This window comes from Pelomonas dachongensis, from assembly GCF_043555865.1.
Classification (GTDB): domain Bacteria; phylum Pseudomonadota; class Gammaproteobacteria; order Burkholderiales; family Burkholderiaceae_C; genus Pelomonas; species Pelomonas dachongensis.
On sequence record NZ_JBIGHY010000001.1, the window covers coordinates 845609 to 859208 of the forward strand.

Genomic DNA, 13600 nt, shown 5'->3' on the forward strand with positions numbered 1-13600 from the left:
CGAAGGCATTGATGCGACCCCTCGGGGGGCAGTGAATGGAATGAGCGTCGGGGCAGCATGTTCAGCCACCTGTCCAGTCGATCAGCGTCAGTGCCGGCAGCAGCTCGCGGCGCTGGCGCTGCGTGCCGGTTAGCGGATCGTGGCGCAGCAGGTTGGTGTGCACAGACTCGATGGCCAGCTTGTAGAACCACTGCTGACCGCGGCCGTCGGGGCGCGGGCGCAGCCCGCACTCACCGACGACGGCGCCGCGCAGCGGCTCGGCCAGAGGCCCGGCCGACAGCAGCGCCGGATGGCCGGTGGCGATGGGCTCGACCCGGAGCGTGAACGGATGGCGCCACGTCGCCTTGGCCTGCGACAGGCCGTGGCCCTCGGCGGCCTCGTCGCCACGCTGGTCCAGCGTCATGCGCCAGTTGCTGCGGCCGTGCGCGCGCAGGCTGACGCGGGCGTGGCTGCCGGCCCATTCCATCGAGCCGGTCAGGCGCAGGTCCAGCACCAGCGCCGCGAAGTCGATGTCGCCCTGCAGCCGCAGCGCGACGGCACTTTGGGTCGCATCGGTCTCGTCGTGCTGCCAGCCCCAGGTCAGCGCGGCCTGGCCCAGCAGCGGCGACAGTTCGGCCTCCAGCCGGCCGCTGGTGCCGACCATCTGGCGCGACCACGCGATGAACAGCTTTTCCTGCCCAGCCTGCGCCTGCGCTTGCAGGTCTTGCCAGGCTTTCAGCCAGACGGGCACCGGTTGCGGCTGGCTGTCAACCTCCAGTTGGCAGGCGGTGGTGGCGGGCGCGCCGGCCGGCGGCGCCTCCTGTGGCCACGTCAGGGGGGGCGCGGCGCCGTGGCGAACCTGCAGCAGCCGCTGGGAAGCGCTGTGCACGCGCAGCGTCATCGCCACGCGGCCCAGCGGCGCGCCGGCGTCGCGGATGCCGCAGCTGGCGATGTCCACGGTCTGCGCGTCGGGCGGCTCGCCGTGGGCGATGCCGGCGGGCGGCAGGCTGGCGTCCGGGGTCGGTGCGTGCAGCGTCAAGCTGAGGCGCGCTGTGTCGGCGCCGCGCCAGTGCAGGCGGCCGGCGCCGCTGTCGTGGCGCACCTCGGGATGCGGGCTGCCGCAGCCGCCCAGCGCGCTGATGGCCAGCTGCAGCCGCGCGCTGGCGCCACTGCCGGCGGCGCGGCTCAGCACGTCCAGCGTGCGGGGTTCTTCGAGCGGCGCGGTCAGGGTCTCGGGTGCGGTCGCCCAGGGCGGCAGCTCCGTGCGGTGCCAGTTGCCGTCGGTGCCGGCATAGGCCTGCAGCGGCTTGGGCTCGATGACGGCGAAGCGCACGGCCGCCAGGTCGCAGGCCACGGGGCGAGGCGGCGGTAGCTGGTCCAGGAAGACAGTGCGACCGCGGGCGGCCTGGGCCAGGCCAGCCTCGACGGCGGCCAGGGCCTCGTCGAAGCCGGCCACCGTCAACGTGTCGCCTAACCGGCCTGCATGGCCCGCATGCGCGGCGCGTTGCGCCAGTTCCTCGCGTGAGTGGTGCGTCAGCTGGTGCAGGCGCAGCGACGGGCTTAGCGCCGCGTCGGCGCCGATGGCCGCGGCCCATTCGAACTGCGCGCGCGTCTCGAAACGGGCGCCCCACAAGCAGCACAGCGACGCATAACGCGCCAGTTCGGCGGGCTGACGTAAGCCCAGCGCCTGGCCGCACTCCACGGCCAGTTCGACGAAGGCGGGCCAGCGGTCCTGCAGGCGCTGCGCGACCTCCGGCCAGGCACCGCGAAGCAGTCCTTGCAGCGCCGCGGCGTCACGCCGCGACTGCAGCGCCTCGACCTGCGCCAGCTGCTCGGCGGTCAGGCTCAACATCACGCCACCCGCTCGCGCACCTGGCGATCCAGCACGCCGCTGCGCAGCTGCCACCAGGTCCAGCGTTTGGCACCGGGCTCGACGAGCTGCTGGCCGGCCGCGAAGAAACCGTCCAGCTGCGAGGGCGCCAGGCCCGGCAGCAGCAGCGCCAGCAGCTCGTGGTCCCACCAGCGCCAGGGGCGGCGACGGCCGTCCGGGCCGCGCACCTCGGCGAGGTCGCGGCTGTGCTCACGCATGGCCAGCAGCGGCCGCGAGGACGTCATCAGCACGCCCCAGCCCTCGTAGGCGGTGCAGGCCTCGCCCACCAGCCAAGTGGTGAAGTCTGACTCGGGCTGCAGTTCCACGATGTAGGCGGCGCGCGCTGCGGCGTCGGGCGACATTGCGCCGCGCTGCAGGCAGTCCCAGCCCACCGCCCGGGCGGCCTGCAACCGCGCCGGCAGGCCGGCGACGATGCCGCCGTCGATGACGGCATGCACCCGAGCGTCAGGCTGGTTCCACAGCGCTGGCCGGATCTGGGCCGTGGCCAGCGCGGCACCGTTCAAGCCTCGCCTCCGCCACGGTCGGGCTCCGGCTCGGGCGGCGCATCGGCAGCCGCTGCAGCTTGCGCCGCAGCGTCGGCCTCCGCCTGTTTGGCGGCGGCATAGGCAGCCTCGGATGCGGCCACGGCTTGCTCGACGGTCTGCGTCGACAGCTCGGCCGCTGCCGCGGCCTCGGCGGCTTTGGCCGCCGCGTAGGCGGCTTCGGAGTCGACCACCTGGGCTTGCGCAGCATTCTCCGCCTGGGCGGCGGCCTCGGCGGCGCGCGCGGCCTTCTCGACGGCGACGTTGTCGACAGTTTCCGCCTGCGCCGCGCTCTGCGCCTGGGCGACGTCCTCGGCAGCGCGTGCGTCGGACTCCGTCGCCGCGCTCTCGTCCATGATCGCTTCTTTGACGGCCTGGATTTCCTCTTCGGTCAGCGGTGGGGGTTCGCCTGCCTTGGCAGCCTCATAGGCGGCCTCGGAATCGGCCAGTGTCTTCTCCATGCCGGCCACATCGCCCGGGGCGGGCTCGTCCTCTTCGCGCATGCCCGCCTGCGGCTGGGCCAGGCCCATGGCCACCGCGCCTCCGGCCGCCAGCGCGGCGGCGCCCGCGGCCAGTGCGGCGGCGCGTGCAGCGGAGATGCCGCTCGGACCCGCCATCGCGGCGGCACCGACGAGCCCGCCCGGGGCTGCGGCGCCGGTGGCGCCGGCTGTAGCGCTGGCAGCCGGCGGGGTAGCGGCGGCCTCGTCCTTCAGCGGGTCCTCGAACAGCTTGTCGTAGTCCTCGGCCTTGGCGGGAGTCAACTCTTCGAGGTTCTTGGCTTCCTCCGGCGCCTTGGGTTCGGCGGCAGCCGCGCTCTCGGCGCTGCCGGCAGAGCCGCCACCGCCGCCGCAGTTCACCTTGACCAGCGGCCCGTCGATGGTGACGCCCGCCGGACCCAGCGTGATGACAGAGCCGCCGCAAACGATCTTGATGCCGGCCGAGGCCTCCAGCACGATCTCGGCGCTGCCCTTGGCCTTCACGTTGATGCCTTCCATCAGCAGGTCGGCGGTGGCTTTGAGCGACAGCTTGGCGCCGGCTTCGGCGACCAGGTTGCCGGTGGTCTTGATGTTGCCGGCCGCGCCGCTCTGCAGCTTGATGTCGCCGCCCGCCTTGAGGTCGGCCTTGCCGGTCACGTCCAGCCCGTAGTCGGCGCCGACCTGGGTGTTGAAGTCCTTCTCCAGCTTCAGCTGGTAGGTGGCGGCGCCGGTGGTGAAGATGTCGCCGGCGACCTTGGTGTGCAGGTCCTTGCCGAGGTCGTGCATGACGTCCTTGCCGACGTTCACGTACCAGTTCTCGCCGACCACTTCCTTGCGGGTGAGCTTGACCTTCTTGGTCTCATTCATCTCGATCCAGTCGAACACGTCTTCCTTGACGTGGCGATGGAAGTTCTTCTGCGACTGCAGCCAGACGTACTCGCTGCCTTTCTTGTCGTCGAAGCGCAGCTCGTGGCGCTCGTCGGCCGCGCCGTCCTTGGTGGACTGGGTGCGCCAGCCGCTGATGTCGGCATTGGCCGGCAGCGGGTAGGTGGGCGTGTTGACGTCGTTGTGCACCGAGCCGGTGATCAGCGGCCGGTCGGGGTCGCCGCCGAGGAAGCTGACCACCACCTCGTGACCCACGCGCGGAATCATCCACAGCCCCATGCCCTTGCCGGCCCAGGGCTGGGACAGGCGGATGTAGCAGGAGCTGTTTTCGTCCTTCTTGCCGAGGCGGTCCCAGTGGAACTGCACCTTGATGCGGCCGTGCTTGTCGCAGTCGACCTCGGTGCCCGACTTGCCGACCACGATCGCCGTCTGCGGGCCGTACATGACGGGCCGCGGCGTGCTGCGCTGCGGGCGGAAGGGGTTGCCGCCCGTGGAGATGCACATGATGTGGGCGAGCAGGCCGTCACGGCGGTTCGCCACGTTCTTCAGGTCCTCGATGGCCTCGTGGTCGCCGAACTCGGCGCTGAAGTTCATGCTGACGACGAGGTAGGTGTCGTCGTCCGAGGGGGTCAGCGCGTCTTCCAGTTCGAAGGTGGTGCCGACCTCCAGGTCGTTGCAGTTGGTGGTGCCGGTGAACACCTGCTGAAGCGATTGCAGCTCCTCCAGCCGGATCTTGGCCACGCGCGCGGCTGCGGTGGCGGCCGGCTGCGTGGCGTCCTTGACCTGGTTCTGCACGGCGCGGGCCGGGTACTCGTAGACCTCCAGCTCGCCGCGCTTGGCGGTAGCCGCAGTCGGCAGCGCCGCCTCGCTCTGCTCGATCTTGGTGGCTGTCGCCAGGTAGTCGTGATCGCGCACCACGGCCTTCAGCGCGTGCACTTCCTCGGCCAGGTTCCAGTCAACGATGCCGGGCTTGCCGGCGTCCAGCTTGTGCGACCACGACAGCTCCTTCGTGCCCGACTTGGGCTTGTGCTTGCCCATCGCGTCCAGCATCACCAGGGTGTGCGTCGTGTCGGTGTGCTCGAAGAAGTAGTAGATGCCCACCTCTTCCAACAGCCGGCTGACGAAGTCGAAGTCCGACTCGTTGTATTGCACGCAGTACTCCAGCGGCTTGTAGACCGAGGTGTCCTGCAGGCGGAACTCGAAGTCGCTGCTGTAGGGCGTCAGCACCTCGCGGACGATGTCCCGTACATTCTTGTTCTGAAACACGCGGGAGTTGCGCGTCTGCGTGGCGAACCACAGCCATGGCCGCATGACGATGCGGAAGGACTCGAAGCGGCCGTAGCGCTCGCCGCGCTGGGCCTCCATGACGAAGCCGTTGAAGTGACGCTTGGCGCCGTGCTCGATGGTGACGTTGGCGCGCGTGCCGACGAGCTTGTGCAGGTTGATGGTCTCGCGCACGCCCAGCAGGCTGATGTTGCCCACCAGGTCGACCCGCCACTCCGGCACCGCGCCGAGCTGCTCCTTGCCCTCCATGCGAAGTACCAGCAGCTTGTCACCACCCAGCGTGGTGGTGATGGACATCACACTAGACATCTGTTGACCTCTCGTCCAAGGTGTGCCTTGTCCGGTCCCTCAAGGGGACGGCGATGCTCGCGGCATCGAGCCGCAAGCACATCGCCAGACGGGCCGGCTTGGCGAACTGGAGTCGGACACAAGCAGTCCCTGCGGACTGCTTGTGCGTACGACAGGCCAAGGGCCTCTGGCCCTTGGCAGCCCGGCGCTCGGCCCGATCAGGCACTACTGCCGCCATCCGCTCTGTCTCAGTCGAAGGCATAGCTGAAGTCGCCGTCGGTCACGTCTAGTCCTACGCGCGCCAGCGGCTGGCCCGAGGCCGTGCGCGACAGGTACTCGATGGAGACCTTGGGCAGCACGGTATTGGTCAGGATGGCGTCGATGATGCGGCCGCCGGACTCGGCGTTGTTGCAGCGCTTCACGATCAGCTCGACCGCCGCGTCGCTGTACTCGAACGGAATGCGGTGGTTCTCTGCCACGCGCTTGACGATGCGGTTCAACTGCAGACGCACAATGCGCGCCAGCATCTCGTCGCTGAGTGGGTAGTACGGGATGGTCACGATGCGGCCCAGCAGCGCGGGCGGGAACACCTTCTGCAGCGGCTCTGTCATCGCGTTGGCCAGCGATTCGGGGTCGGGCAGCAGATCCGGGTCGCGGCACATGTTCATGATCAGCTCCGAGCCCACGTTGCTCGTCAGCAGGATGATGGTGTTCTTGAAGTCGATCAGGCGGCCCTCGCCGTCCTCCATCCAGCCCTTGTCGAAGACCTGGAAGAACAGCTCGTGCACGTCGGGGTGGGCCTTCTCCACCTCGTCCAGCAGCACGACGCTGTAGGGTCGGCGGCGCACGGCCTCGGTCAGCACGCCGCCTTCACCGTAGCCGACGTAGCCCGGAGGCGCGCCCTTGAGCGTGGAGACGGTGTGCGACTCCTGGTATTCGCTCATGTTGATGGTGATGACGTTCTGCTCGCCGCCGTACAGCGACTCGGCCAGCGCCAGGGCCGTCTCGGTCTTGCCGACGCCCGACGTGCCGCACAGCATGAACACGCCGATGGGCTTGTTGGGGTTGTCCAGCTTGGCGCGCGAGGTCTGGATGCGGCGCGCGATCATGTCCAGCCCGTGCTGCTGGCCAATGACGCGCTGGCCCAGCGTGGCGCCCAGGCGCAGCACGGCTTCCAGTTCGTTCTTGACCATGCGGCCGACGGGGATGCCGGTCCAGTCGGCGACGACGCTGGCCACGGCCTGCGCATCGACGCACGGCAGGATCAGCGGCGCATCGCCCTGCAGCTCGGCGAGCTGGGCCTGGGCGGCGTGCATCTCGGCCAGCAGCGCGTCACGGTCGGGGCTGCCGCCGGCATCGGCCGGCTGATCACCGCCACGCAGCTTGGCGCGCAGGTCCAGGATCTTGGCGACAACGTCCTTTTCCTGCGTCCAGCGCGCTTCCAGCGCCGCGAGGCGGGTGCGCTCGCCGGCCAGCTTCTCTTCGACCAGCGTGCCGCGCTCGCCGATGTGCACGCCCACCTGGGCCTCGCGGCCGATGATGGCCTGCTCGATCTCCAGCGACTCGATGCGGCGCTTGCAGTCCTCGACCTCGGCCGGCATTGCGTGCTGGCTGACGGCGACGCGGGCGCAGGCCGTGTCCAGCAGGCTGACGGCCTTGTCGGGCAGCTGGCGGGCCGGGATGTAGCGGTGCGACAGCTTGACCGCCGCCTCGATGGCCTCGTCCAGCAACTGGATCTGGTGGTGCTTCTCCAGCACCGTGGCCACGCCGCGCAGCATCAGGATGGCCTTTTTCTCGTCCGGCTCCTCGACCTGCACGGTCTGGAAGCGGCGGGTCAGCGCCGGGTCCTTTTCGATGTACTTTTTGTACTCGGCCCACGTCGTCGCGCCGACGGTGCGCAGGTTGCCTCGGGCGAGTGCGGGCTTCAGCAGGTTCGCCGCGTCGCCGGTGCCGGCGGCACCACCGGCGCCCACCAGCGTGTGGATCTCGTCGATGAACAGGATGATGGGCGTGGGGCTGCCCTGCACCTCGTCGATGACCTGGCGCAGGCGCTGCTCGAACTCGCCCTTCATCGATGCGCCGGCCTGCAGCAAGCCGATGTCCAGCGACAGCAGCGTGACGCCCTGCATGTTGGGCGGCACGTCGCCGCGGGCCAGGCGCAGCGCGAAGCCTTCCACCACGGCCGTCTTGCCGACGCCGGCCTCGCCGGTCAGCAGCGGGTTGTTCTGGCGGCGGCGCATCAGGATGTCGACGATCTGGCGGATCTCGTCGTCGCGGCCCGTCACCGGGTCGATCTCGCCATTGCGTGCCTTCTCGGTCAAGTCGACGGTGAACTTCTTCAGCGCCTCCTGACGGCCCATCGCGGCCGGCGCCATCGCGCCCTCGGCCTGGCCGGGCTGGCCCGCGTTCAGCGCGCTGCCGTCGGTTGCGCCCAGGCCCGCTTCGCCGGTCTTGCCGATGAGTGTGGGCAGCTTGTCGGCCAGGTCGTCGGGCTTGATCTTCTCGAACTGGCGCGAGATGCCGAACAGCGCCTCGCGCAGCGTGCGGGTGGAGAGCAGCGCCACCAGCAGGTGGCCGCTGCGGACCTGCGCGTCGCCGTACATCAACGTCGAATAGACCCAGGCCTGCTGGATGGCGTGGGTGATGTGCTCGGAGAAGTCGCTGATGGACGTGGAGCCCCGCGGCAGGCGGTCCAGCGCGGTGGTCACGTCGCGCGCCAGCGCGGCGGCGTCCAGGCCGTAGTGGCGCACGATGGCGCTCACGTCGGACTCGTTGTTCTCCAGCAGCTGAGTGAGCCAGTGCACCAGCTCCACGTAAGGGTTGCCCCGGAGCTTGCAGAAGACGGTGGCGCCCTCGACGGATTTGTAGGCCAGCGGGTTGAGCTTGCCGAAAAGGGCTTGGCGGCTGATGTCAGTCATTTGGAGATCTCCTCGGTGCTAAGTGACCGAGGCCGCCGTTCGGTTCCGCTGACCTGACTACATCTGATGCTTGGGTGCCATCGAGGGCCCCAGCGGCGCCCGGCAGATGCTCTCTACATTCATCAGCAACTGGTCGGCGCGCTTGCGCGGGCGCCGACTGTTCAGCCACGCGCTGCGACCCAACTGGCCGATGCCGGGCTGGCGGCCCAACGGCCAGATAGGCACCTCGGCAGGCTTGAGGCGCAGGCGAAGGTCCCAGTCGAACTCGTGGCCCACGTACTGGCGCACCATCGCCTGCAGCGCCGGCAGGTGGGGCCCCGACGGCAGGAAGGCCTGGAAGGCCGGCCAGCCCAGCGGCCCGATCTCGATGCGGAACTTGTGCTGCACGTCCCAGACCTGGCCGCCCAGCATGGCGCCGCGGCCGAGGCCCACGCCGTCGTGCTTGACCAGCCGGGTGCGCTCCTCGGGCTCCAGCGTCATCCAATGGCCGCTGAACTGCTGCACCTGGGCCGGCACGCGAAAGCGCAGCGCAATCCAGCTCTGCAGCCCGTCGGCGTCGCGGGCCGAGCGCGCCAGGCGCCCGGCGAAGTACAGCTTGGAGAAGTCGCCTAAAGCGTCGCGCTCGCGCAGCGCCGGCTCGGCCAGGCCCACCAGCGCGCCGACGTGGCGCACGATGGGCGCTTCGCGGCCGCGATCCATGCCCACCACCGGGTTTGTGCGCGCCCAGGCTCGGTAGAACAGGAGGCCGAAGCGGTGCAGCAGCATGTCGGCGAAGGCCGCGAAGGTGCGGTCGCCGTGGTGCAGGGCCCGTTCGCGGGCGTACTCGGTCAGGTGCGTGGGCAGCGCGCCGTTGGGGCCGAACAGGCTCATGACGCGCTGCACCAGCCGCGGCGCGTGGCCTTCGCGCACGTCCAGCTTGGTGATGGCCGTGGGCGCAAAGTTCAGCGCCGCCTCGCTGGCGAAGCGCACCGCCTCGTCGCCCGGGCGCAGCGCGTCGCCCAGGCGCGGCTTGTCCGGGTGGGCGGCCTCGATGCGGCGCAGCGCCTGGAACAGGTCGAAGCGGCCCGGGCGCTGCTTCAGCGCGTCGAAGATGTTCACAGGATGGCCCTGGCGCCGGGCAGCGGGTGCCATCGCTTGAGTTCGCCACGCGTGCGCGACACCAGCAGCGTCTGCACAAAGCTGTTCATGGACACGTGGCGGCTGAAATAGTGGTGCAGCACGGCGCCCAGCAGCGTGGCGCTGCCGCCCTCGAACGACAGCTCGTCCACGGTGACCTGCACCTCCAGCCCGCGGCCGAACGCGATGGGGCCGGGGGCCGGGTGGCGGCGCACGACGGGCCGCGTGGCGACGGAGCGCACGCCCTCGATCTGGCGCAGCAGGCCGGCGTCCGCACTCTGGCCGAACAGGCCCAGCAGCTCGCGCAGCGCCAGCGCGCCGCGGTCGGCGTCCTCGTCCACCAGCGACAGGTAGTTCAGCGACAACAGCGACAGCAGCCGCCAGGCCAGTGGGCCTTCGCGCGCAGCGGTGAGGGGGCGCGACGGGCCGGCCATCACGGCGATGGCGTCCACCGGTGCGCGCGTCTCCAGCGTCAGCCCGCCGTGGTCGCGGCCGGTAGGGATGAACAGCGGCAGGTCGCGGTTGGTGCAGCGCACCTTGGCGGCCAGCTGGCGCAGCTCGGTGCGGTAGGGCGCGCGCTGCAGGTCCACCAGCGCCAGGAACACCTCGCTGCCCACGTAGGCCGAGCGTGGCCCCTCGCGCTTGGCGCGGTCGCTGGCCAGGCGGGGCTCGCGCAGCAGGCTGAAGTAGCCGGCCGCGCCGCCCGGGTCGACGTGCGGCACGTCGAACAGCGGCAGGAACTGCAGCTCGTCGCTGTCGTTGGAGAAGCCAGTGGCCGAGGCGACGTCGAACACCTCGTAGTCGTTGCCGGCCAGCCGGTCAGGAATGATCTGGAAGGCAGTCGTGCTGTCGTCCACCGCGATTCGCTCGGCGCGGCGCTCGAACAGGTTGATGGCCGGCACGCAGTTCAGGCTGAAGTTGGCCGGCTCGCCGCCGCCCTCCAGGTTGGGCTCGTAGCGGTCGAACAGCAGCACCAGCTCGAACGTGTTGCCGGCGCAAGCCGCGAAGGAGGGCTTCAGGCCGGCCACGTCGATGAACAGGAAGCGCTGCGGGAACGCGAAGTACTCCTGCATCAGCCGCGTGCCGGACAGGCCGCGCAGCGTGACGGGCAGCATGGCCTCATCGTCGGCCAGGCCCACGTGGCGCACACGGCCGGGCGGCAGGTAGCTGCGGCGCCCGTCGCGGCCGCCGGGGCCCGCCAGCACGCCGACGCAGCGGGTGGTGGCCAGCTCGTGCAGTTTCAGCGCCACGTCCTGCAGGCCGCCCATGAAGAAGCGCAGGCTGTCCAGCGGCAGCTTCGCGAAGCTCATGCCGTCGGGCAGCGCGAGCTTCACGCGCACGCCGCTCTTGGGGCGCTCGCGCAGCGGCAGCCCGCTGAGGTTGATGTCCGTGGCGCTGAGGAAATACTCGACCTGCGTGACCTGGACGGGCGTCAGCGTGACCGGCTGGGCGGTGCGGAACTCGCAGCGCGTAGGCCCCAGCGACGTGGCCGGCGCCATCAGCGCACTGCCGCGCGGCAGCGTGAAGCCGGCCAGCAGGTTGGGGTCCTTGCTGGGTTCCAGCTGAGCCACCAGCATCGACGGGATGGGCGCGCCGAGGTTGGGGCAGACGATGTCCAGCAGCGCCTGCGCCAGCCGCGGGAATTCGGCGTCCTGCTTCAACTGCACGCGCGCGGCCAGGAAGGCCGAGCCTTCCAGCAGCCGCTCGACGTAGGGGTCGGCCACCTCCAGGCCTTCCATGCCGAGGCGGCCAGCGATCTTGGGGAATTCGCGTGCGAACTCGCCGCCCATCTCGCGGAGATAGCGCAGTTCCTGGTTGTAGTAGCGGAGGAGGCGGGGATCCATGGAGCAGGGGAGGGTGTCAGGCGATGCGCTTGACCTTGTACTTGGTGGGGCCGACTTCGACCTGCACCTTCAGCGTCATCCGAGCCTTGAACTTCGGGATGAGGTAGCGCAGCAGGTCGTCCTTGCGGTAGGGGCCGGTGTTGGGCACGTTGGCGGTGAGCATGACGCCCTCGGAGCCTATCGTGACATCGGGTGCGCCCTCGGGCACCTTGAACTCGACCGAGTCCACGTCGGTGGGGGCCGGCTTGATCTCCTTGCCCTTGTCGTCGCGGGCCGACTCCTTGAGCTTGCCGTCCTTGGGCTGCACATGGCCGCCGAGCACTTTGCGCTGCATGGCGAGCTCCGGTCTAGCCGCGCAGGTCGCGCACGGCGGCCTGGCCGGTGTCGACGTCCACGTCGGCGCTCAGCAGCAGTTCCAGCGGCACCGGCTGGTTCCACATCTGGCCCTTGATGGTCAGGCGCAGGCTGGTGGGGCGGATGCCCGTCGTCATGTCGTTGGCGATGCGGACCTCGACCGTGGCGGGGTCCAGCCGGGGCTCGAAGCGGACGATGGCCTGGCGCAACTGCGCCTCGATGAGCGGAAAGTTGTGCACGCTCATGGTCTGGCCGGTCAGCGGCAGGATGCCGAAATTCAGCACCGAGTCGGCCGCGTAGGGCACGCTCTTCCACAGCGCGGTGCGCTCCGGGTCGTCGCGGTTGCTGATGTCGGGCTCCTCGCAGACGGCGTTGAACAGCCACGACAGGTCGCGCAGCACGGCCTCGCGCAGCTGCTTGCGGTTCAGCATGCGGGCGTCCAGCGACTCGACCCGGCTGTCGGGCTCGTGGTCGGTGAGCCGGTCGAGCAGCGAAGGCTGGAGCCGGTCCTGGGCGCCCAGGCCGGCCATCAGGGGGCCTCGGGGGCGGGCGCTGCCTCGGCCACGTCGAAGATGATCTCGCGGATGGCCATCAGGTCGTGATCGCCCGCGTCGCTGGCCAGCACGCGCTGGCCCAGGCCGGCATAGCGTTCCTCGCCGGGCAGCGGCGCCCACTCGGTCTTGCGTGCGAGGTTGATGAGGCCGTCGTCGCTCTTGTCGGAGCCGACGTAGCGCGTGGGCACCAGCGCCACACTGTTGCCGCCGTTCGTGAAGCTCAGCTGCGCCGGCATCCAGACGCAGTCGCGCAGGTCCTCGGGCGCGTCGAAGTGGATCTTGGCCAGATGCTGGAACGGGACCCAGGTGTAGTGGCCGTTCAGGCACACCTCCAGCACCGGGCCCAGCCGCGAGTCGGCATCGGCAAGCCACTCGAAGCGCTGGCCGTCCAGCGTGCCGCTGCTTGTCGGCGCGTTGTCGAAGGCCTTGGTCGCAAGGTCGGCGGCGAGGGCATCGTTGCCTTCGCCCTGCTGCTTCAGCGATTCGATCAGCTGCGCGACCCAGGCCTCGGGCTGGCCGAACACGACGGGCGTGCGCTTGCCCGCAAACACCTGCGCACGCAGCAGCTCGCAGCGAATCGCATGGCCCACGGTCTCGCGCATCGGGATGGCCAGCTTGTCCATCTCGGCGACGACGTTGAGCTGTGTGTGCGCGCGTTCCCACTGGCCCAGCACGCTGAGCAACTGGGCCATGAAGGTGCGCAGCTTGGCGTCGGCGGGCTTGGCGCGCACCGCCTCGGTCAACTTGACGAGCGCGGCGCGCGGGTCGCCGGCGCGCACAGCCTCTTCGGCGGCTTGTTGGGAGGTGAGATCAGAAGCCATGGCCGCAGTCCGTGCAAAAACGCGCCTGGCGCGGGAGGGTGATGCCGCAGGCCGGGCAGCTCTTGTGCGTGCTGGCCATGTCGAAGCCGCATTCGTGGCAGAAGCGTCCGCCCTGGCTGGGTGTCTGGCAGTTGGGGCAGGTGGCGCCACCACCGGCGGACGCACCGTAGCCACCCGTTTCGCCCTGGCCGCCGCTGGCGCCTGCCTTGGCGGCGCACTCGCGGCAGCTGCCGGCGTGGCCGTCCCAGCATTCGCGGCCCACCCACTTGCGGCAGCCGGTGCAGCGCTCGTACAGCGCCGCAGCGGCGGTCCGGGCTTCGGCCAGTGCTTCGTTCTTGGCGCCACTGCCGCCGGCCTCGGCGAACGCGCCGGTGGCTCGGCTGGCCTTGTTCAGGTCGTAGAACATGAACGCGAAGCGGCTCAGCCAGCCGGTGATCTGGCCCTTGCGGTAGGGCTTGAATGCGGATCGCGACGTTTCTCCGCACTTCTCGCAATAGAACTCGAACTGGAAGCCGGCGGACACGTCGCTCATGGACGTGCTGACATCGCGGTAGTTGGTTAGGGACATTTCAGTACGATGCTACGAGGGGCATGCGAGGTTTGCGGGCCGAGCGCCGGGCCGCTCCCAAGCCGGCCCGTGTTGGCGATGCGCTTGCGGTTCAATGCCGC

At 70.0% G+C, this 13600-nt stretch carries 10 protein-coding genes; all 10 read right to left on the reverse strand.

Annotation, left to right across the window (positions count from 1 at the left end; translation table 11 throughout):
• Window positions 1-61: 61 nt before the first annotated feature.
• A complete protein-coding gene (locus ACG02S_RS04050) occupies window positions 62-1831 on the reverse strand; it encodes a hypothetical protein (RefSeq protein WP_394469144.1) in 1770 nt (589 codons plus the stop codon).
• Window positions 1831-2373: a DUF4123 domain-containing protein gene (locus ACG02S_RS04055; RefSeq protein ID WP_394469145.1), complete on the reverse strand. Its 543-nt coding sequence runs from the start codon at window positions 2371-2373 to the stop codon at window positions 1831-1833. Before ACG02S_RS04055 ends, ACG02S_RS04050 begins: the two co-directional genes overlap by 1 nt.
• A complete protein-coding gene (locus ACG02S_RS04060) occupies window positions 2370-5333 on the reverse strand; it encodes a type VI secretion system Vgr family protein (protein WP_394469146.1) in 2964 nt (987 codons plus the stop codon). Before ACG02S_RS04060 ends, ACG02S_RS04055 begins: the two co-directional genes overlap by 4 nt.
• Before the next feature lie 239 nt (window positions 5334-5572).
• Window positions 5573-8242, reverse strand: a complete 2670-nt coding sequence (tssH, locus tag ACG02S_RS04065) for a type VI secretion system ATPase TssH (protein WP_394469147.1) — start codon at window positions 8240-8242, stop codon at window positions 5573-5575.
• Between the two features lie 57 nt (window positions 8243-8299).
• A complete protein-coding gene (gene tssG / locus ACG02S_RS04070) occupies window positions 8300-9373 on the reverse strand; it encodes a type VI secretion system baseplate subunit TssG (protein WP_394469148.1) in 1074 nt (357 codons plus the stop codon).
• The gene (gene tssF / locus ACG02S_RS04075; RefSeq protein ID WP_394469149.1) at window positions 9337-11202 is read right to left on the reverse strand and encodes a type VI secretion system baseplate subunit TssF; all 1866 of its coding nucleotides are present in this window, start codon (window positions 11200-11202) and stop codon (window positions 9337-9339) included. Before tssF ends, tssG begins: the two co-directional genes overlap by 37 nt.
• Before the next feature lie 16 nt (window positions 11203-11218).
• Window positions 11219-11536, reverse strand: a complete 318-nt coding sequence (locus ACG02S_RS04080; RefSeq protein ID WP_394469150.1) for a hypothetical protein — start codon at window positions 11534-11536, stop codon at window positions 11219-11221.
• Window positions 11537-11549: 13 nt separating this feature from the next.
• The gene (gene tssE / locus ACG02S_RS04085) at window positions 11550-12086 is read right to left on the reverse strand and encodes a type VI secretion system baseplate subunit TssE (protein ID WP_394469151.1); all 537 of its coding nucleotides are present in this window, start codon (window positions 12084-12086) and stop codon (window positions 11550-11552) included.
• The gene (locus ACG02S_RS04090) at window positions 12086-12931 is read right to left on the reverse strand and encodes a type VI secretion system accessory protein TagJ (protein WP_394469152.1); all 846 of its coding nucleotides are present in this window, start codon (window positions 12929-12931) and stop codon (window positions 12086-12088) included. The genes tssE and ACG02S_RS04090 overlap by 1 nt, the downstream gene beginning before the upstream one ends.
• Window positions 12921-13499, reverse strand: a complete 579-nt coding sequence (locus ACG02S_RS04095) for a double zinc ribbon domain-containing protein (RefSeq protein WP_394469153.1) — start codon at window positions 13497-13499, stop codon at window positions 12921-12923. Before ACG02S_RS04095 ends, ACG02S_RS04090 begins: the two co-directional genes overlap by 11 nt.
• Window positions 13500-13600 lie beyond the last annotated feature (101 nt).

Excerpts from the sequence above, each read along its gene's own strand:
- ACG02S_RS04095 (WP_394469153.1), bottom strand. The coding sequence starts at position 13,499 with ATGTCCCTAACCAACTACCGCGATGTCAGCACGTCCATGAGCGACGTG.
- tssG (WP_394469148.1), bottom strand. The coding sequence starts at position 9,373 with ATGGCACCCGCTGCCCGGCGCCAGGGCCATCCTGTGAACATCTTCGAC.
- ACG02S_RS04050 (WP_394469144.1), bottom strand. The coding sequence starts at position 1,831 with ATGTTGAGCCTGACCGCCGAGCAGCTGGCGCAGGTCGAGGCGCTGCAG.
- ACG02S_RS04060 (WP_394469146.1), bottom strand. The coding sequence starts at position 5,333 with ATGTCCATCACCACCACGCTGGGTGGTGACAAGCTGCTGGTACTTCGC.
- ACG02S_RS04090 (WP_394469152.1), bottom strand. The coding sequence starts at position 12,931 with ATGGCTTCTGATCTCACCTCCCAACAAGCCGCCGAAGAGGCTGTGCGC.
- tssH (WP_394469147.1), bottom strand. The coding sequence starts at position 8,242 with ATGACTGACATCAGCCGCCAAGCCCTTTTCGGCAAGCTCAACCCGCTG.
- tssF (WP_394469149.1), bottom strand. The coding sequence starts at position 11,202 with ATGGATCCCCGCCTCCTCCGCTACTACAACCAGGAACTGCGCTATCTC.
- ACG02S_RS04080 (WP_394469150.1), bottom strand. The coding sequence starts at position 11,536 with ATGCAGCGCAAAGTGCTCGGCGGCCATGTGCAGCCCAAGGACGGCAAG.
- tssE (WP_394469151.1), bottom strand. The coding sequence starts at position 12,086 with ATGGCCGGCCTGGGCGCCCAGGACCGGCTCCAGCCTTCGCTGCTCGAC.